The 17001-nt window shown below is 60.5% G+C and carries 19 protein-coding genes; 14 read left to right on the plus strand and 5 right to left on the minus strand.

The genetic code is table 11. The annotated features are described in order from the left end of the window. Positions 1 to 127: 127 nt before the first annotated feature. From pedF to ACP2AV_RS02355, 3 genes are all read left to right on the plus strand, one after another. A complete protein-coding gene (gene pedF / locus ACP2AV_RS02345; protein ID WP_426371042.1) occupies positions 128 to 820 on the plus strand; it encodes a cytochrome c-550 PedF in 693 nt (230 codons plus the stop codon). Beyond that, on the plus strand, positions 820 to 1710 hold the full coding sequence (locus tag ACP2AV_RS02350) for a substrate-binding periplasmic protein (RefSeq protein WP_426371349.1): 891 nt from the start codon (positions 820 to 822) through the stop codon (positions 1708 to 1710). Before pedF ends, ACP2AV_RS02350 begins: the two co-directional genes overlap by 1 nt. A gap of 82 nt (positions 1711 to 1792) precedes the next feature. Further along, on the plus strand, positions 1793 to 2308 hold the full coding sequence (locus ACP2AV_RS02355; RefSeq protein WP_426371043.1) for a CoxG family protein: 516 nt from the start codon (positions 1793 to 1795) through the stop codon (positions 2306 to 2308). A 3-nt stretch (positions 2309 to 2311) separates the two neighbouring features. Here the strand turns inward: ACP2AV_RS02355 and ACP2AV_RS02360 are convergent, their stop codons facing one another. Both ACP2AV_RS02360 and ACP2AV_RS02365 read right to left on the minus strand, forming a co-directional pair. Further along, complete coding sequence (locus tag ACP2AV_RS02360) at positions 2312 to 3193, minus strand: FAD:protein FMN transferase (RefSeq protein ID WP_426371044.1); 882 nt, start codon at positions 3191 to 3193, stop codon at positions 2312 to 2314. Continuing rightward, entirely contained in the window at positions 3190 to 5283 is a 2094-nt protein-coding gene (locus ACP2AV_RS02365) for a 4Fe-4S binding protein (protein ID WP_426371045.1), read from the minus strand. Before ACP2AV_RS02365 ends, ACP2AV_RS02360 begins: the two co-directional genes overlap by 4 nt. A gap of 98 nt (positions 5284 to 5381) precedes the next feature. Here ACP2AV_RS02365 and ACP2AV_RS02370 point away from each other — a divergent pair, with 98 nt between their 5' ends. From ACP2AV_RS02370 to ACP2AV_RS02410, 9 genes are all read left to right on the plus strand, one after another. Further along, entirely contained in the window at positions 5382 to 6143 is a 762-nt protein-coding gene (locus ACP2AV_RS02370; protein WP_426371046.1) for an ABC transporter permease, read from the plus strand. Positions 6144 to 6205: 62 nt separating this feature from the next. Further along, the gene (locus ACP2AV_RS02375) at positions 6206 to 7006 is read left to right on the plus strand and encodes a S49 family peptidase (protein WP_426371047.1); all 801 of its coding nucleotides are present in this window, start codon (positions 6206 to 6208) and stop codon (positions 7004 to 7006) included. Between the two features lie 3 nt (positions 7007 to 7009). Next, positions 7010 to 7168: a hypothetical protein gene (locus ACP2AV_RS02380; RefSeq protein WP_426371048.1), complete on the plus strand. Its 159-nt coding sequence runs from the start codon at positions 7010 to 7012 to the stop codon at positions 7166 to 7168. Positions 7169 to 7170: 2 nt separating this feature from the next. Continuing rightward, a complete protein-coding gene (locus tag ACP2AV_RS02385) occupies positions 7171 to 8118 on the plus strand; it encodes a calcium/sodium antiporter (protein WP_426371049.1) in 948 nt (315 codons plus the stop codon). 11 nt (positions 8119 to 8129) lie between these two features. After that, a complete protein-coding gene (locus ACP2AV_RS02390; RefSeq protein ID WP_426371050.1) occupies positions 8130 to 8915 on the plus strand; it encodes an SDR family oxidoreductase in 786 nt (261 codons plus the stop codon). 298 nt (positions 8916 to 9213) lie between these two features. Continuing rightward, the gene (gene uvrC, locus ACP2AV_RS02395) at positions 9214 to 11079 is read left to right on the plus strand and encodes an excinuclease ABC subunit UvrC (protein WP_426371051.1); all 1866 of its coding nucleotides are present in this window, start codon (positions 9214 to 9216) and stop codon (positions 11077 to 11079) included. 45 nt (positions 11080 to 11124) lie between these two features. Beyond that, positions 11125 to 11796, plus strand: a complete 672-nt coding sequence (gene pgsA, locus ACP2AV_RS02400; RefSeq protein WP_426371052.1) for a CDP-diacylglycerol--glycerol-3-phosphate 3-phosphatidyltransferase — start codon at positions 11125 to 11127, stop codon at positions 11794 to 11796. Further along, complete coding sequence (gene moaD, locus ACP2AV_RS02405) at positions 11789 to 12037, plus strand: molybdopterin converting factor subunit 1 (RefSeq protein WP_426371053.1); 249 nt, start codon at positions 11789 to 11791, stop codon at positions 12035 to 12037. Before pgsA ends, moaD begins: the two co-directional genes overlap by 8 nt. Position 12038: 1 nt before the next feature. Continuing rightward, positions 12039 to 12479 carry a molybdenum cofactor biosynthesis protein MoaE gene (locus tag ACP2AV_RS02410; RefSeq protein ID WP_426371054.1) on the plus strand — a complete coding sequence of 147 codons (441 nt, stop codon included), beginning with the start codon at positions 12039 to 12041 and terminating at the stop codon, positions 12477 to 12479. Positions 12480 to 12482: 3 nt separating this feature from the next. Here the strand turns inward: ACP2AV_RS02410 and ACP2AV_RS02415 are convergent, their stop codons facing one another. The 3 genes from ACP2AV_RS02415 to ubiA form a co-directional block, all read right to left on the minus strand. Next, on the minus strand, positions 12483 to 12809 hold the full coding sequence (locus ACP2AV_RS02415) for a hypothetical protein (protein ID WP_426371055.1): 327 nt from the start codon (positions 12807 to 12809) through the stop codon (positions 12483 to 12485). Then, entirely contained in the window at positions 12802 to 14691 is a 1890-nt protein-coding gene (locus tag ACP2AV_RS02420; protein ID WP_426371056.1) for an OmpA family protein, read from the minus strand. Before ACP2AV_RS02420 ends, ACP2AV_RS02415 begins: the two co-directional genes overlap by 8 nt. Before the next feature lie 71 nt (positions 14692 to 14762). Beyond that, the gene (ubiA, locus tag ACP2AV_RS02425; RefSeq protein ID WP_426371057.1) at positions 14763 to 15728 is read right to left on the minus strand and encodes a 4-hydroxybenzoate octaprenyltransferase; all 966 of its coding nucleotides are present in this window, start codon (positions 15726 to 15728) and stop codon (positions 14763 to 14765) included. A 12-nt stretch (positions 15729 to 15740) separates the two neighbouring features. Here ubiA and ACP2AV_RS02430 point away from each other — a divergent pair, with 12 nt between their 5' ends. Beyond that, a complete protein-coding gene (locus tag ACP2AV_RS02430) occupies positions 15741 to 16460 on the plus strand; it encodes a 16S rRNA (uracil(1498)-N(3))-methyltransferase (protein WP_426371058.1) in 720 nt (239 codons plus the stop codon). A 5-nt stretch (positions 16461 to 16465) separates the two neighbouring features. Continuing rightward, a complete protein-coding gene (locus tag ACP2AV_RS02435) occupies positions 16466 to 16990 on the plus strand; it encodes a hypothetical protein (RefSeq protein WP_426371059.1) in 525 nt (174 codons plus the stop codon). The last annotated feature ends 11 nt before the right edge of the window (positions 16991 to 17001 follow it).

Consider the following 17001-nt stretch of genomic DNA (forward strand, 5'->3'; position numbering starts at 1 on the left):
GCCATATTGGCTTTCCAGGTGTGAATACGACCAAGGTCTGTTGCCCGGGCAGTAATGGACCAAGGTCGAATGGTTTGGTCGTGCCCGCTGGTGCTAATTCTTTTGCCAACGGGAAGAGGAGAAGAGCATGACATCCCAACGCATTCATCGCGCCGGGCTCGCCCTGGCTTTTGTTTCCAGCGCAACTTTGGCCTTCGCCCACGGCGATGTGGCCCCCCAACCGGTCAACACCGAAGCCCTGCCGGACATCGGAGAGGAATGGCTGATCGAAAACCCTTACCGCGATATGGGTGACCAGGTGTATCAAGAGGCGATCAACATCGGCGCGTCCGGCTACAACCAGAACTGCGCGCGCTGTCATGGACTCGAGGTGATTTCGGGTGGGTTGGCGCCGGACCTGCGGTTTCTTGAGGCCGAAGAGTACGGGGACGAATGGTACATGGAGCGGTTCATCCATGGCTATACCCAGAATGGTACCACCAAGATGCCCGCCTTTGGCGACCTATTGGGGCAAAAGGCCGGCTGGGCTATCCGTACCTACATCGAAACCCGCCCGGACAGCGATATGGTGTCCGAATATTCGGACGAGTTGAAGGCGATCCGCGACCAGCTTCAGGCTTGGGCAGACGATGCAAGCGGCGCGGATGTGGCCGGCACGGCGAGCAAGCTGGAAGAAATCGGCAATCAGATTGAAACACTATCCGGCGCGCCAGTGGCAGACAGCATCGCGCTGCGCGCCGCCCACCAGTTGCAAGCCGATCCCACCGCACTGTCGCAGGCGGTCGAAACCCTGACAGTCGGTTTGTCGGTCGCCCATTGATCGCGCGACGCCTGATCCTTGCCGGCTTGGCGTGGCTGGCCCTTGCCGCACCCCTTTGGGCGCGCTGCGAGAATTACGTACCCCAGCCCAAGCCGCAGAATGCCAGCCGTGACATCGTCGGCCAGGATATGGACCAGATCCTGGATCGCGGGTTCATTACCTTCGCAGTCTATGAGGATTTCGCGCCATGGTCCTACCTGCAGGACGGCAAGCCCACGGGCGTGGATATCGATATCGGCAAGCTGATCGCGTCGGAATTGGGGGTTGAACCACGTTTCCGTCTGATCGCAGCGGCCGAGAACCTGGAAGCAGATCTGCGCAACAACATCTGGCGGGGGCCCGTCGTTGGGGGGGCGGTTTCGAACGTCATGCTGCATGTCCCTTACGACAGCGAATTCACTTGCCGTGTGGATCAGGTGGTGTTTACCGGGCAATACGCGTCGGAAGAAATAGCGATCGCCTATTCCGAAGCAGACTATCCCGATGACAAACCTGTTCCGGCCTATTTCCGGTTCGATACGGTGGCCGTAGAAAACGATTCCATTTCCGATTTTTATCTGGGGTCCTTCGCGGGCGGACAAGCCAGCAGGGGCGTGCGGCGCTACCCATCCACACTGGCCTCTGCGCGCGCTGTGGGCGCGGGCGAAACCCTGGCCGCCATGGGCCCGCGCGCGCAGCTGGAGGCGGGCTTGACCGAAGGTGTGGGCATCCACACCCCGCCTTTCGCTGGTTTCGCCAGATCGAAATGGACCATTGGGCTTGCCGTTCACATGCGGTATCGCGCTTTGGGCTACGCGGTCGATGATGCGATCTTCGCTGGATTGGCGGACGGACGGATCGAAGCGATTTTCGCCGACCATGGTCTGACATTTCTACCGCCTGAGCGGTAGCGGCATCGCCGTAGGTCGCATGGCACACTGTGCGCCGTGCGCATATGATCCGGCAAACATCGATAAAAAGGGGAGTGCCTGAATGAAACTGACAGAAACCCGTGAAATCGCCGCTCCGCCGTCTGTCGTCTGGGCCGGTATCCTCGATCCCGAGGTTCTGAAGCAATGTGTGCCTGGCTGCCAGGAAATGTCAGGTTCGCCCGACGAAGGGTTCACAGCCGTGGTGGTCCAGAAGGTCGGCCCGGTCAAGGCGACGTTCAAAGGGCAGGTGACCCTGTCTGACATGGTGCCCGAACAAAGCATCAAGCTGTCCGGCGAAGGCAAGGGCGGCGCCGCCGGATTTGCCAAGGGCGGGGCCTTGGTCACGATGGAGCCGTCGGGCGATGGCACCAAGTTGACCTACGATGTCGAGGCGTCTGTTGGCGGCAAGCTGGCGCAGCTGGGCAGCCGTCTGATCGATGGCTTCGCCAAGAAAATGGCCGACCAGTTCTTTACCAATTTCCAGACTGTCGTCGAAGGCGAAGAGGGCGAAGAACCACCTGCCGAAGACGCGCCGGAAGCGGAAAAGAAAAGCTGGCTGAAAAGGGCCTTTTCGTAACCTTCAGACGGTTCGCAAGTTTCCGTCCCAATCGACAAGAACAATACGCCGCACCCCGGGGTGGCTGCGGCGCAATTTCCTGGCTTGGTCAAAGGTCATCAAGCATAGCGCGGTGGACAGCCCGTCTGCCGTGGTTGCGTCTTCTGCTTCTACCGTGACCGTCGACCATTTGGGGCGCACCGGCCCGTGCCTTGGGTCGACGATATGAAACCCGCGCCCAACTTTCATGGCCCCCGGCGAAGAGGTGGCGACAGCGCCGTCGCGCAATGTGACCTGCGCCACCTGCCCGAACTGTGGATCCGTCAGCCCAAGCCGCCACGGGCCGCCCAGCCCCGCATATTCGCCGATGTTGACCAGCGCCTTTTCAAAACCATGGGCGCGCAGGATCGACACGATCTCATCCGTCGCGGCCCCTTGCGCGATGCCGTTGAAGCTGAGTTGTTGACCGCGATCCAACCGGACCGACGCTGCGGTGTGCCGTACGCGGTCCCACCCGACCCGTGCCCGCGCTTCGGAAATATCGGCGCCTGTCGCCAGGGCGTGCCAGAGCGGTTGGATGGACGGATCGAATGCCGCGCCAGTTGCCCGCCAAATGGGGTCGACACGGTCCAATAGCGCCGAAAAGCGCGGGCTGGGGGACAGCGTTCCCGCCGCGTTCAAGCGGGATAGCTCGGAGGCGGGATCGTATATTGAGAACGCCGCCTCGATCGCGCGCAGAGCCAGCTGCGCCTCGCGCAGTGCGGCCTTGCCTGCCTGGCGGTCGCCCCGCAGCGATATTTGTGCATCCGCGCCAAGCGCACGACCCCGCCATGTGGCCGCATCCAACGGGCGGGCAGAAAGGCAGGCGGCGGAAATAGCAATGAAGCGACGGCGTGTCAGGATCATTCGGCTGGCACCCCTTGCGACAGCGTTGGGCGCCGTTTTTCCGCGCGGCCGGCAAGAACCAGCGGCACGCATTGGTCGGCATCGTTGTAAATCGTCACGCAGTCCAGGCACTGAAAACATTCAGAGTACTGGATTTCACCCGTTTTCTTGATGGCGCCGTAATTGCACTTGACCCGGCAGAGCTGGCAAGGCGACCCGCATTCTGCGCGCCGCGCGATCCAGTCGCGCCCGCGCAGTAGACCGCCAATTGCCATCAGCGCGCCCAAGGGGCAGACATAGCGGCAAAACCCCTTGAACAGCATCGTGCCCAGCACCAGCCACAGACCGGCGTAGGCCACGTAGTACCATTCGCGGATGAAAAAGGTCGTGATGGCTGTTTTGAACGGTTCAACCTCGACCGCCTTGTCGACGTGATCGGGCGCGATGAACACCGTGGCCACCAACCCGCCGAGAACCACGTATTTGACCCATTTCAGCCGGGCGTCCCAAAGCGCAGACGGTTCAATTCGCGGCAGCCGCAGCAAACGTCCAAGATGGTGCGCGAATTCTTGCAGCGCACCGAACGGGCATAGCCAGCCGCAAAACAGCCCACGCCCCCAAAGCACAAAGCCCACAATCGTGACCGCCCAGATCAGCAGCGAAAATGGATCGTAGAGCAAAAAGGCATAGCTGCCCTGGTCCATTGACGTACGCAAGGTGGCCAAGGGGGTGACGATGGACAGCTGCCCTTGGCCCCACCAGCCGATGAAACCCGTGACAACCGCCAAGATGCCCAGCCTGATTGGTGTATAGTAGGTCGCTGTCGACAGGCGGGTCATGCCAGGGCCGAGCGCAATCAACAGCGCAACCAACCCGGCGCTTAGAACGATCATGTCGCCTTGACGATTGCGCAGCGCATCCAGCCAGGGCGGGGATTGTTTGATTTGGCCGGGCCTTGTGAAATAGCGCTCGGGCGTGGCGTGCGCGACCGTTAGCGTCACCGAGCCGATTTCAGGTCGGAACATGCCGTGCTCTCTTACGGCTTCGATCCCAAGCGTCCATTCGCTGGCAGGGTCAAAGCCCAGTCGCCGGTCCGTGCGCAGGATCATCGCAACGCCATCGGGGGCTTCGTCGGCCAATTCGACCAGCAGATCGGCATCGCGAAGCGAGATCGGCAGCGCATCTTGTTGCGCCGAAATCCAGGCGGGCGAAGTATTGCGCACAAAGTCGTCCGACACCAGGCCGTGGCGGCCTGCTTCGATCAGCAGGATCGGTTCGGCTTCTGGGGAAATCGTCAGGAAACCCTGCAATTCCGCGTAGCTGTCTGGTGACAGGGCCGCCTTTGCGATGGAAGGCGGTCCGATATCGACGACCCACAGATCAAGAAACAACCCATCGGGATCGTCCTGCGCTTCGGGGTCGTCATCGGCCCAGATCGTTCCGGCAAACTGGGCGTCCACCTCGGCGTTGGTGATCTGCTTGCGGGTGGCCAGGCCCTGCGCCACCAGATCCGCCCAAGTCAGGTCTTCGAAATAGTCCCGCTTCGGATAGGCCGGCGGGCCAGACGATACGCCCTGCAGCTTTTCGCGGGCGATGGTGCGGGTGGCCGCCAACAAGCTTTCGTGCGCGATCCGCACGCTGGCGGTCGCCTTTGTGACCCCGTCCAGATACACCAATGCGCCGCCTTCCCCGCCGTCCCCGTAAGGGGTCCCGACGACCAGCGATTGTGAAATGGACAGCCCGCGATACTGTTCGAAATACTTGTGGAATGGTGCCTCGCCCAAGCCAGAGACGAAGATCGGTTCATTGTGGCTGATCAGCCTGACATCAATGTACTGGCCCTCAAGATCCAACATGACGAACGCGTTGATCGGGGCGCCGGAAAAGCCTGGCAGCGGGGCCATGGGTTCGGTTTCGAACACGTAGCCCGCCAGAGCCCCCCCGGAATTGAGAAGTTCCCAAACCCCGCGGTCATTGACAGCTTCCCCGATCGAAAAAGGCGGCTGGACAAAGGCGGCCAGATCCTCGCGCGACAGGGGGTCGGCCACGACCGCGCAGACGCTGCAAAGCGCCACAGCCATCCACACGATGATTGCGCGAATTCCTCCCATGGGCCAAACCTAAGACCGTGTTGACCAGCGGCACATTCGACCAAAGTCGTGGCGCGCGGATCTGCATGCGCCCCTAGGATCGGCGCCGGGGAGAAGACATGACGCGCAAGAGCTTTCGCCTTGAAACCGTCGTATCGCTTGGCGCCATGGTGGCGCTTTGGGTTGTTGCGGCGTTGGTTGTGAATGATGCCAGCACGCTGCCATCGCCGTGGCAGGTTGTGCGCATTGTCTGGGTCGAGGCGGCGAAGGGCACGCTTTGGGTGCATCTTGTCCCGACCGTCCTGCGTGTCGTAGCGGCGTTTTCGCTGGCGATGGGCATCGGATCGGTGCTGGGCTATGCGCTCGGGCGGGTGGCGTGGCTGGACCGTTGGGCTGACCCTTGGGTTGTTGTGCTGCTGAACCTGCCTGCGTTGGTGGTTATAGTGCTGTGCTACCTGTGGATCGGTCTGACCGAAGTGGCCGCCATTACTGCCGTTTCGATCAACAAGATGGCAACTGTTACGGTGACTGTGCGCGAAGGTGCACGCACGCTGGACCCGCGGCTTTCGGACATGGCGCAGATCTACCGAATGCCGCGATCTGCGCAGTTTTCGCATGTCGTGTTGCCGCAGCTTGCCCCGTATCTGTCCGCAGCCGCGCGCAACGGTGTGGCGATCATCTGGAAGTTGGTGCTGGTGGTGGAATTTCTGGGCCGCTCGAACGGGATCGGGTTTCAGATCCATCTTTATTTCCAGCTCTGGGAAATCGGGCACGTCCTGGCGTATTCCATAACGTTTGTCGCTCTTATGCTGGCTGTTGAATATCTGGCGTTGCAGCCGTGGGAGCGCAGCGCGCGCCGCTGGCGGGGGCAAAGCGGATAACGACGGGGGGTAAAAGACGTTGCTCTCTTGTTTGCAGGCGGGCGGCGCTTTACATCAGCGCCATGAGACATTTGATCCCCTTCGTGAAGTCGCCGCCACTTGTGTCCGTTATACGACTTAATGGCATGATCGCCTCTGGCGCGCGTCAAGGCACGTTGAACGATCAGGGATTGGCCCCGATCATCGAACGGGCCTTTCGCAAGGGCAAACCCGCCGCCGTGGCCTTGCTGATCAATTCGCCGGGCGGCTCGCCCGTGCAAAGCAGCCTGATTGCGGCACGTATTCGACGCCTGTCCGAAGAAAAGAATGTGCCGGTCTATGCCTTTGTTGAGGATGTGGCGGCTTCGGGGGGCTATTGGCTGGCCTGCGCAGGGGACGAAATTCACGTGGACCGCGCATCTATCGTCGGATCGATCGGCGTCATTTCATCGGGATTTGGGTTGCAGGAATTCATCGACCGGCACGGCGTCGAGCGCCGCGTGTATACGGCGGGCCAGTCAAAATCGATGCTGGATCCTTTCCGCGCTGAAAAGCCGGAGGACGTGACGCGTTTGAAGAGTATGCTGGAAGATATTCACGGCACGTTCAAAGACTGGGTGAGTGAGCGGCGCGCGGGCAAGCTTGATGGTGACCGGGATCTGTTTACAGGTGATATCTGGGTCGGCGCCAGCGCGGTGGAACCCGGGTTGGTGGATGGCGTCGGCCATTTGGTACCCCTGATGAAAGAGCGGTTCGGCGCCAAGGTGCGGTTCGCAGTCTATGCCCCGCGACGCAGTATTTTCCAGCGGTTCGGCGCACGACTGACGGGCGGTATCTTGACCGGGATCGAAGATCGCGCAGCCTTTGCCCGGTTCGGTTTGTAGAGCATGATCAAAGCTGTATCGCTCTTTTTGATCGTGATCCTTGTGTTGGGAATGCTGGGCAAGCTGCATTGGCTTTTGCCGCGTAAAACAAAGACCCAATGCCCGTCTTGCGGGCGCCCCAAGATCGGCAAAGGGCCGTGTGATTGCGGCAAGGCGGGATAGGCATGGATTTCCTATTGGTATTGGTCGGTCTTCTGCTCTTGCTCGGGGCCGGTGACGCACTGGTGCGCGGCGCGGTGAACCTGTCGCTTCGGTTGGGCATTCCAGCGCTGGTCGTATCGCTGACCATCGTGGCATTCGGAACGTCAGCGCCTGAACTGCTGATTTCGATTTCGGCGATCCTGGATGGGGTGCCGGGACTGGCCATGGGGAACGTGGTCGGATCAAATACTGCGAATGTGTTGCTTGTTCTGGGCGTGCCGGCCATCATATCCGGCCTGCATTCTTCGGCCCACGATACGCGGACCAGCTATTTGCAGATGATGGGGGCGACGGTTCTGTTCGTCGCCCTTGCCTTTACCGGTGGCTTTACGTGGCCCAAAGGTCTGGTTCTGGTTGGCGTTCTGATCGCGATTTTGGTCTGGACCCTGCGCCAGGCCCAAACGCATCGCACCGCGGATGTCCATGTGGATATCGAAGAAGCGGTCGAAGGTGCGGACCCGGACATGCCGTGGTGGAAAATCATCGCGCTGCTTTTTGTCGGTTTGATTGGATTGCCGCTGGGCGCCGAAATCCTGGTTCGCTCAGCCACCAGTATCGCCACGCAATTTGGCGTGTCTGAGGCGGTGATCGGTCTGACATTGGTCGCGATCGGCACGTCGCTGCCGGAATTGGCGACCACGGTGATGGCGGCGATCCGCAAGCAGGCCGATGTGGCGTTGGGAAACGTCATCGGGTCGAACATGTTCAACATTCTGGCCATTGTCGGACTGTCCAGCTTTCTCGGCGAAATCCCGGTTGAAGCGCGGGTGATGCAGGTGGACATCTGGGTGATGGCCGGTGCCTCGGTTCTGCTTGGGTACTTTGTTCTGAGGGCGCGGGACATCACCCGTCTGTGGGGCGTGCTCTTGATCGCGCTCTACGTGGTCTATCTTTTGAGCATGTTCATGTGACGGAGGGCGCGATGCAGCCAGGTAAGGCACTGGTGACAGGGGCCGGAAAGCGGTTGGGCAAGGCCATGGCGCTGTATTTGGCCGAACGCGGTTGGGATGTTGCCGTTCACTACGGGGCCTCGCAGGATGCGGCCCAAGAGGTGGTCGCGCAAATTCGCGACAAGGGGCGCCAGGCGGTGGCATTGCAAGCCGATTTGCTGGACGAATCCGCCACCCAGAACCTTGTGGACCGGGCGGCGCAGGCTTTGGACGGACCGCTTGGGTGTTTGGTAAATAACGCGTCGATCTTTGAAAACGACAACATGGAAAGCGCCAACCGCGAAAGTTGGGATCGGGCGATCGAAAGCAATCTGCGGGCCCCGTTCGTCCTGACCCAGAGTTTCGCGCGCCAGGCCCCCAGGGCGGGCACGGACGAGCGGGGCGAACACATCGCCCGCGCCCTGGTGGTGAACATGCTCGATCAGCGGCTGCGCAAACTGACGCCGGCCTTCATGAGCTATACGATTGCCAAGATGGGTCTATGGACGCTGACCCGGACTGCGGCAATGGATCTTGCCCCGCATGTCCGTGTGAACGGGATCGGGCCAGGGCCCACGCTGCAAGGGGCCAATCAAAGCGACAAGCACTTTGCGAACCAAAGATCGGCAACCGTGCTTGGGCGCGGGTCAAACCCGTCCGATATCACTGCGGCGCTCGGGTTCTTCCTCGATTCCCCAGGGGTGACTGGTCAAATGATCTGTACCGACGGGGGCCAGCACCTGACATGGCAGACACCGGATGTTCAAGGCGAGACCTGAGCGAAACTTGAAATAACGGCGTGACTTGTGCACCTGGCGGATCATTGTCACATAACCGTCAATTATTTGGTAATGTTTTCAATAATTTGCAAGGATCGCGTATTTTTTTCACTTTATTTCAGTTACTTAAGTTTAGGCCTAATTTTTGTGCGAACTGTGCAGGGTGCGTTAAAACAAGGGAATTTTCTACTACGACCCTATTTCCCAACAGAGTTATCCACAGAAACCGTGGACAGGTTTTCACTTGCCCCACCATCGCTAAGATTGCAGCCAGAGCAGAGAATCATTCGGTAGAGCAATGCCAGACGACTCATCCACAGAGAACCTGCGGGGCCATGCCCGAATCGCGGCCTATCTGAATCAGATCGACAATTCCCCCGGTGTGTACCGGATGCTCGATGACAAGGGCGCGGTCTTGTATGTGGGCAAAGCGCGGGCGCTGAAGAAACGCGTGTCCAACTATGCCAACCCGGCCGGGCATTCGCCGCGCATATCGCGGATGATTTCCGAAACAGCGTCGATGATGTTCCTGACCACGCAGACGGAAACCGAAGCGCTGCTGCTGGAACAGAACCTGATCAAGCAACTCAAGCCGCGCTACAATGTTCTGCTGCGCGACGACAAGAGCTTTCCGAACATTCTGGTCACTGATCACGATTATCCGCAGATCAAGAAACATCGCGGCGCGAAAAAGGCCAAGGGGTCCTACTACGGTCCGTTCGCCAGCGCGGGGGCGGTGAACAGGACATTGAACCAGTTGCAAAAGGTATTCTTGCTGCGCAACTGCACCGACGCGATGTTCGAAAGCCGCACGCGTCCCTGCCTGCTCTATCAGATCAAACGGTGCAGCGCGCCCTGCGTGGGCAAGATATCCGAAGATGATTATGCGGCACTGGTGGGCGATGCGGAACGGTTTTTGCAGGGCAAGTCGACAAAGGTGCAGGAACAGCTTGCGCGCCAGATGGACGAGGCCGCCGAGGCAATGGAATTCGAACGCGCTGCTGTTCTGCGCGATCGCATTCGCGCCTTGACGCAGGTTCAGCAAGGGCAGGGCATTAACCCGCGGACTGTGTCCGAGGCGGATGTAATTGCCCTGCATCTAGAGGGTGGGCAGGCCTGTGTGCAGGTCTTTTTCATCCGTGCGAACCAGAACTGGGGGAATCGTGATTTCTACCCGCGCACCGGGTCGGGCGCAGAAGGCCCCGAGGTTCTGCAAGCTTTCATCACCCAGTTTTACGACGGCAAGGAACCGCCGCGGCAGATTCTGCTCAGCCATCCGCTTGAAGACCCGGACCTTGTGGCACAGGCGCTATGCGAAAAGGTCGGGCGCAAAGTGGATATCTTGGTGCCACAGCGCGGCGAAAAGGCCGAACTGGTCGATGGTGCCTTGCGCAACGCGCGCGAAAGCCTGACCCGCCGGATGAGCGAGAGCGCCGCCCAGAGCAAGCTGCTGGCGGGCCTGGCCGAGGCGTTCGATCTGGACGCGCCGCCGCGGCGAATCGAGGTGTACGACAACAGTCATATTCAGGGCGCACATGCCGTTGGCGCGATGATCGTGGCCGGGCCGGACGGGTTCATCAAAAGCCAGTACCGCAAGTTCAACATCAGGGGCGATGATCTGACCCCCGGCGACGATTTCGGCATGATGAAAGAAGTGCTGACCCGCCGTTTCACCCGTCTGCTCAAGGAAGACCCGGATCGCCAGAGCGAAGCCTGGCCCGATCTTTTGTTGATCGACGGCGGGGCCGGACAGGTCAGCGCCGTGGCCGAGATCATGGAAGATTTGGGTGTCGAAGATATCGCTATGGTGGGTGTCGCAAAGGGGATCGACCGGGATGCCGGCAAAGAAGAATTCCACCGCGTAGGCCAGCGCCCGTTTGCTCTGCCGCGCACGGATCCGGTGCTGTATTTCGTGCAGCGCCTGCGCGACGAGGCGCACCGTTTCGCCATCGGCACACACCGCGCCAAGCGCGCCAAGGCCATCTCGGCCACGCCGCTGGACGATGTCCCAGGCGTCGGCGCGACGCGCAAGCGCGCCCTGCTGGCCCATTTCGGCAGTGCCAAGGCGGTCAGCCGTGCCGGGTTGGCGGACCTCAAGGCGGTGGACGGCATTTCCGACAAGGTTGCCGAAACGGTCTATGACTTTTTCCACGAAAAAGGCTGAGCCGCGCCGCTTTCCCCCACCCCGCATTCGCGCTACACCAGTGTCATGATCCTGAACCTTCCAAACATCCTGACGATATTCCGTATGGTCGCCGCGCCGGGGATCGCGCTCGTATTTCTGTTCCTTGCACGGCCCTATGCTGACTGGGCGGCGCTGCTGCTGTTCGCCGGAGCTTCGGTCACCGATTGGGTCGATGGGTATCTGGCACGCAAGTGGGAACAGACAAGCCGGTTTGGCACAATGCTGGACCCCATCGCCGACAAGGCCATCGTGGTCATCGCCCTGGCAACATTGTGCGCCCTGTTCGGCATGACGTTCTGGGTGGTGTTCCCGGCCACGTTCATCCTGCTGCGCGAAGTGTTCGTTTCCGGCCTGCGTGAATTTCTGGGAACCACGGCCGGGCTGCTCAAGGTCACCAAGCTGGCCAAATGGAAGACGACTGCGCAGATGGTCGCAATCGTGGTTTTGATCGTCTACGGCGTGTTTTCGCATTATGTTGGCATGGGCACGTTCGGCATGGACGGGGCGATGGTCGACGATATTTTGGCAGGCCGCGTAGAAGACACCAGCGGACTTGGCTGGAAATTCCGCGGAATGGTTGCCAGCTATTGGGGCGGCATCGCGCTGCTATGGGTCGCGGCGGCGCTGACAGTGATCACGGGGGCAGACTATCTGCGCAAGGCCATGCCGTTCCTGAGGGAGGACGCCCATGATTGATGTGCTCTATTTCGCCTGGGTTCGCGAACGGATCGGTGCGCCGCGCGATCAGATCGAAACCAGCGCGCGCACGGTAACCGACCTGGTGAACGAATTGCGGGCGCGTGAGCCCCGGTATGCGGCGGCTTTTGCCGATCTGGATGCGCTGCGCGTGGCACTGGACCAAGAGCTGTCGGAATTCGACGCGCCCCTGGATGGGGTGCGCGAAGTGGCGTTTTTCCCCCCGATGACGGGTGGCTGAAATGCACATTGTCGTCAGCGATGCGCGTTTTGATGCCGGGGCGGAACTGGACAAATTCACGTCCCGGGCCAAGGGCGCGGGCGGGATTGTCAGTTTTACGGGCCTGGTCCGCGACGAGGGTGGAACGCTGGCGCAGATGCAGATCGAACACTACCCCGGCATGACCGAACGCGCGATTCGCGGCATGGCGCAAACAGCGTCCAGCCGGTGGGATTTGACCGACGTTCTGGTGATCCACCGCTACGGCGATCTGGTTCCGGGCGAGCAAATCATGATGGTCGCCACCGCGGCGCGCCACCGCCGCAACGCCTTCGAAGCGGCGGAATACCTGATGGATTATCTGAAATCCCGCGCTCCGTTCTGGAAAAAGGAACTGGGCGCGAATGGTGCGGACTGGGTTGCGGCGACTGACGCGGACGAAGACGCCCTTTCGCGCTGGTAAAGGTTAGCCTGTCTTGCTGCGTTCGATGTAGGCGCGCAGTTCCTCGGTCTCGTGACGTGCTTCGCGCAAACCTTCCATCGCGGCCCTCAATTCGGCCTCGGTCTGGTTTTGCTGGTTCGTCAATTCCGCTTCACGCTGCTGATAATAGGATACCGCCTCGTCGCGCTGTTGCTCGGCCTCGTGCAATTGCTGGGCCATATGGTCGATCTCATTCATTTCGCCATTGCCAACCCGGCTGAAACGGCCAAGCAGCCAGTGGGCGAACCAGCCGGCCAAGAACGCGATGAACAGGATGATGGCGGTGGTCAGGATGAACTCGGTCCTATTCATCAGTGTCCTCGCTTGTGGTTTCGGTGGTTTCGGTTGGTTCGGCAGGCGTCTGGTCTGGCGTGTCGTCGGTTTCGATCAGGGTGAATTCGATCCGTCGGTTCGCCTCGCGGCCGGCTTCGGTCTGGTTGTCGCCGATTGGCACGGTTTCGCCGTAGCCTTTGGACGTCAGCGACGATGTCAGCACCCGGCGCGCTAGCAACCCGTTCAAAACCGCATTGGCCCGCGCCTGGCTGAGGTTCAGGTTCATCTCTTCGCGGCCCTGGCTGTCGGTGTGGCCGCCGATTTCCATCGCGACGCCTTCGCAACTGCGGATCTGGTCGGCAATAGCATCCAGCGTGGCGCGCGCACTGGGCGGCACATCGGTTTCGCCGGGGGCGAAAACGATCTTGTCCGTCGCCAGAATTTCATTGATAGCCGCGACGCATTCCTGCGGGGTGGGGATGTTCAGTTTTGGGTCCAAAGCGGCGTCGTACTGCACGTCTATGTCGAAATTCGCGGCATCACCCAGTTTGGCGGCCAGAATACGGGCGATGTCGGCTTTCGCGGATTCACTGTCGGCCACGCCGCGTACCTGCACGAAGTCAGGCTGTGTGATCACCGACCCGTTGTGCAGATGGGCCAGCGCTTCGACGGATGCCAAAACGCGTGCGGACCAGCCCAGCGGCAGGTCTTCGTCCAACCGCATCGCACCATACACGCCGTCGACGCCGAACTGCGCGCGCGCGAAACTTTCCGTCGCGACCCGGGTGCGATCATCTTGCACGCGACCACGCAGTTGCACCTGGCCTTCGGGCGACCGGGTCACGATGAACTCAGGTGGGCCGTCATCATTGTCGGTCCCATCGACAACCACGGGTTCGGGCAGAACCGCGTGCAGGGCAAAGACCCGAGGGAGGTCATTTTTCAGTTTGCCCACCACGGTATCAAAGGTCTCTTGATCGGTTTCTGGGGTGGCGACAAGCGTGATGTCCGTGTCCGACATGGTGACTGAACCGCCGCCCAATGCTTCGGTCGCGGCAATCGTCAGTGTGGCTGCTTTTGGCCAGTCCGGTGACGGTGCGCCCAGTCCGATCGTACAACTGCCGTCGGCCAGCCCCACCGCGCGCGCAGCGGCCAATATGGTATCCGCCGCTTTTTGCGAGCTTGCCGAACAGGCGTCAAATTGCGTGGTTTCGTCTGTGTTCACAAATCGCAAGGTGAAGGGGGTAAGGACGGGACGCGGGGCGGAAATGTCGATAGTGGCATCGACGTTGCCGGGTTTCCTGCGCGCGAGCATGTTGGCAAAGGTGCGCTTTTGTTCGGCGCTTTGCGACAGGGCGGTGATGTCCACATGTTCGGGGGTAATCGAAATCTTGGACTGGGGCAAAAGCTCAAGCGCGTCGAACCCAAAAGTCAGGGCTTTGTTCCATGTTGCGGGGGCGGGAAAATCGGCGATTTCAAGCAGGTCGGTGACCTGTACATCGCCAGCGGCCTTGGTGGCGCGTTTCGTCAGCATCGCGTGGTCGGTTGCTGCCGGGATCAGACCAAAAAGCGACACGCCATCGTCATTGCGCAAGATTTCTATGTTGAAAGCCGGCGGCGTCAGCCCCTTTGGGTCGTCGACCGTCATCTTGTCCAGAATTCGGGCGCCATCCACAATCCGCCCCGCCGTAGAAAGGGCAATGAACCGCGACGCCTCGTCCGGTGCAGTTCCGTACACATGCACCTGCAACCCGTCCACGGTGACCTGGGCCCATCCATAGCCCTGTTCGTTCAGCGCCAGGTCAAGGGCCCGCAGCGTTGATCGTTCGATCGCGCCGACGGACAGGATGGCCACTGCGATCGACGCTGCTCCGGCCAGTAACACCGTGGCGACATAAGGAAGTATGGTGGACAGACGCATCGGACCGTGCAAACCCTGCTCAGGAACCCATTGGTGCGCTAGGGTCTAGGATACGAACGCGCTGCATGCAATCAAAGCAATTGTGAGACGGCGAAAAACAGCACAGGCAGCAGTCCGGCGTTTCGGTTCGCCCGGAACAACATCAGGCAAGTATCCGGATCATCGATGTCAAGCCGTTGCAGTTGCCAGACAAGGTGCCATCCGAATGCCCACGGGGCACCGATTGCCACAACCAACACCAACAGACTGTCCATCGGCGCGGTGACACCCACCACTGCCGCGCCCATCAGCAATACCGACACGATCAGAAATCTGCGCAACCAGGCCGGGGTATTTTGTCCGAACAGCCGCGCAGTGGATTTGACGCCGATCAACGCGTCGTCTTCCTTGTCTTGGTGAGCGTAGATCGTGTCATAAAACAGCGTCCAGGCGATGCCAGACAGGTAGAGAAGCACGGCGTTTTCGGTAACTTCGCCAGCGACAGCGGCCCAGGCAAGGATCGCGCCCCAATTGAACGCCAGCCCCAAAAAGATCTGCGGCCACCACGTAAAGCGCTTTGCAAACGGGTAGATCGCCACCAAGGCCAGCGATGCCAGGCCCAGAGCAATGGCCAGGGGATGAAACGTCAGCAAAATGCAAAGGGCCAATAGCGACTGGGCGATCATCCAGGCGGCGGCCTGTTTCACGCTGACCTGCCCTGATGGGATCGGCCGAGACCGGGTGCGGGCCACGGCGGCGTCGAACCTGCGATCGGTTATGTCGTTCCACGTACAGCCCGCGCCGCGCATCAACCAGGCCCCGATGCCGCAACCGACCATGACCCACAACTCGCGCAGGCCGAACCCGTTACCAAGAGACGCCAGCAGGGCCGCCCACCAACAGGGCAGCAATAGCAGCCAGGTGCCGATAGGCCGGTCTGCACGGCTGAGACGCAGGTAGGGGCGCGTCCATGCGGGGGCCAGACGATCGACCCAGTTATCCGTGTAGGCGTCATGGACCTGGCCGTTGGTCTCTGGTGTCTGATCGAACTCGGACATAGATTGTCTTTCATGGATGCTTCGAAAGTCAGACTGTTTGTAGAGCACCCCTTGGGGCCGGGGCAATCGGTTCCTCTGTCGCGGGATCAGGCACACTATCTGTTCAACGTTATGCGGTTGCGAAGCGGCAATGGGGTCGAACTGTTCAACGGGCGCGATGGGGCGTGGCTGGCCGAAGTGGCCGAGGCTGGCAAGAAAACCGGAGTTCTGGTTTGTCGCGAACAGCGCGCGCCGCAGCAGGACCCGCCCGATCTTTGGTTGCTATTCGCGCCAATCAAGAAGGCCCGCACCGATTTCATCGTTGAAAAGGCCACCGAATTGGGAACGGCCCGGATTTGCCCCGTGATCACCGAGCACACAAACTCCGAGCGGGTGCGTGTTGAGCGCCTTCAAGCGCATGCCGTTGAAGCGGCCGAACAATGTGGGGGCACCTTTGTTCCGCCCGTTGATGCCCCGCGCAAGCTGCGGGCAATGCTGGATGATTGGCCCGCCGACCGCCAATTGCTGTTCTGCGACGAGGGGCAGGTGGGCACGGAACCCAGATTGTCGGGGGATGGAAAAAAATGGGCCATTCTTATCGGTCCAGAGGGCGGATTTTCCGAAGCAGAACGCAGCTGGCTGAAAAATTCGCCATTTGTGACACAAATCGGCCTTGGTCCTCGTATACTCCGGGCGGATACCGCTGCCGTGGCAGCTATTGTACTGTGGCAAAACGCCTTGGGCGATTGGTGACTGCGATGAGTTTTGTGCGATCAGATGTGAAACAATTGGCAGCCCGTTGGCGCGAGGCGATGGCGGGGGCGGCCTTGTCTGCGCTCGGGGCTTGGCATGCCATGTTCGGTACGGGGATCATTCCTTATGTCGGTCTGGCGATTGCTATGGCAGGGGCGATCCTGTTGTTCACCGGGTTTCAGCGGGCGCGCATTCGATCCGGCAAAGATGGTCCCGGTATGGTCGAGGTGATCGAACGTCAGGTCACCTATTTTTCCGCCAGGGACGGGGTGTCGTTTTCGCTGGATGACGTCAGCGCGATCAACATTGAAACCACCGGCGGACCCGACAAGGAACAGATGACATGGGTGTTCGTCGTACGTGGCGAAGGCTTGCATCACATTCCAGGTGACGCTGTCGGATCTGAACAACTGTTTGATGCCGTGGCTGGTTTCATAGGGGCAAACACGCGCAATGTGATCCGTGCATCCGGTGCCAAAACGACGGAACGCTTCCCTGTCTGGAAGGACAAGACGCACCGGCTGCATTGACAACACCGGAA

The organism is Aliiroseovarius sp. PTFE2010, from assembly GCF_049943335.1.
Classification (GTDB): domain Bacteria; phylum Pseudomonadota; class Alphaproteobacteria; order Rhodobacterales; family Rhodobacteraceae; genus JBNFVY01.

What these genes read in the sequence shown, in the direction of transcription:
- pedF (WP_426371042.1), top strand. Translation starts at nt 128, where the DNA reads ATGACATCCCAACGCATTCATCGCGCCGGGCTCGCCCTGGCTTTTGTT.
- ACP2AV_RS02355 (WP_426371043.1), top strand. Translation starts at nt 1,793, where the DNA reads ATGAAACTGACAGAAACCCGTGAAATCGCCGCTCCGCCGTCTGTCGTC.
- ACP2AV_RS02360 (WP_426371044.1), bottom strand. Translation starts at nt 3,193, where the DNA reads ATGATCCTGACACGCCGTCGCTTCATTGCTATTTCCGCCGCCTGCCTT.
- ACP2AV_RS02365 (WP_426371045.1), bottom strand. Translation starts at nt 5,283, where the DNA reads ATGGGAGGAATTCGCGCAATCATCGTGTGGATGGCTGTGGCGCTTTGC.
- ACP2AV_RS02370 (WP_426371046.1), top strand. Translation starts at nt 5,382, where the DNA reads ATGACGCGCAAGAGCTTTCGCCTTGAAACCGTCGTATCGCTTGGCGCC.
- ACP2AV_RS02375 (WP_426371047.1), top strand. Translation starts at nt 6,206, where the DNA reads ATGAGACATTTGATCCCCTTCGTGAAGTCGCCGCCACTTGTGTCCGTT.
- ACP2AV_RS02380 (WP_426371048.1), top strand. Translation starts at nt 7,010, where the DNA reads ATGATCAAAGCTGTATCGCTCTTTTTGATCGTGATCCTTGTGTTGGGA.
- ACP2AV_RS02385 (WP_426371049.1), top strand. Translation starts at nt 7,171, where the DNA reads ATGGATTTCCTATTGGTATTGGTCGGTCTTCTGCTCTTGCTCGGGGCC.
- ACP2AV_RS02390 (WP_426371050.1), top strand. Translation starts at nt 8,130, where the DNA reads ATGCAGCCAGGTAAGGCACTGGTGACAGGGGCCGGAAAGCGGTTGGGC.
- uvrC (WP_426371051.1), top strand. Translation starts at nt 9,214, where the DNA reads ATGCCAGACGACTCATCCACAGAGAACCTGCGGGGCCATGCCCGAATC.
- pgsA (WP_426371052.1), top strand. Translation starts at nt 11,125, where the DNA reads ATGATCCTGAACCTTCCAAACATCCTGACGATATTCCGTATGGTCGCC.
- moaD (WP_426371053.1), top strand. Translation starts at nt 11,789, where the DNA reads ATGATTGATGTGCTCTATTTCGCCTGGGTTCGCGAACGGATCGGTGCG.
- ACP2AV_RS02410 (WP_426371054.1), top strand. Translation starts at nt 12,039, where the DNA reads ATGCACATTGTCGTCAGCGATGCGCGTTTTGATGCCGGGGCGGAACTG.
- ACP2AV_RS02415 (WP_426371055.1), bottom strand. Translation starts at nt 12,809, where the DNA reads ATGAATAGGACCGAGTTCATCCTGACCACCGCCATCATCCTGTTCATC.
- ACP2AV_RS02420 (WP_426371056.1), bottom strand. Translation starts at nt 14,691, where the DNA reads ATGCGTCTGTCCACCATACTTCCTTATGTCGCCACGGTGTTACTGGCC.
- ubiA (WP_426371057.1), bottom strand. Translation starts at nt 15,728, where the DNA reads ATGTCCGAGTTCGATCAGACACCAGAGACCAACGGCCAGGTCCATGAC.
- ACP2AV_RS02430 (WP_426371058.1), top strand. Translation starts at nt 15,741, where the DNA reads ATGGATGCTTCGAAAGTCAGACTGTTTGTAGAGCACCCCTTGGGGCCG.
- ACP2AV_RS02435 (WP_426371059.1), top strand. Translation starts at nt 16,466, where the DNA reads ATGAGTTTTGTGCGATCAGATGTGAAACAATTGGCAGCCCGTTGGCGC.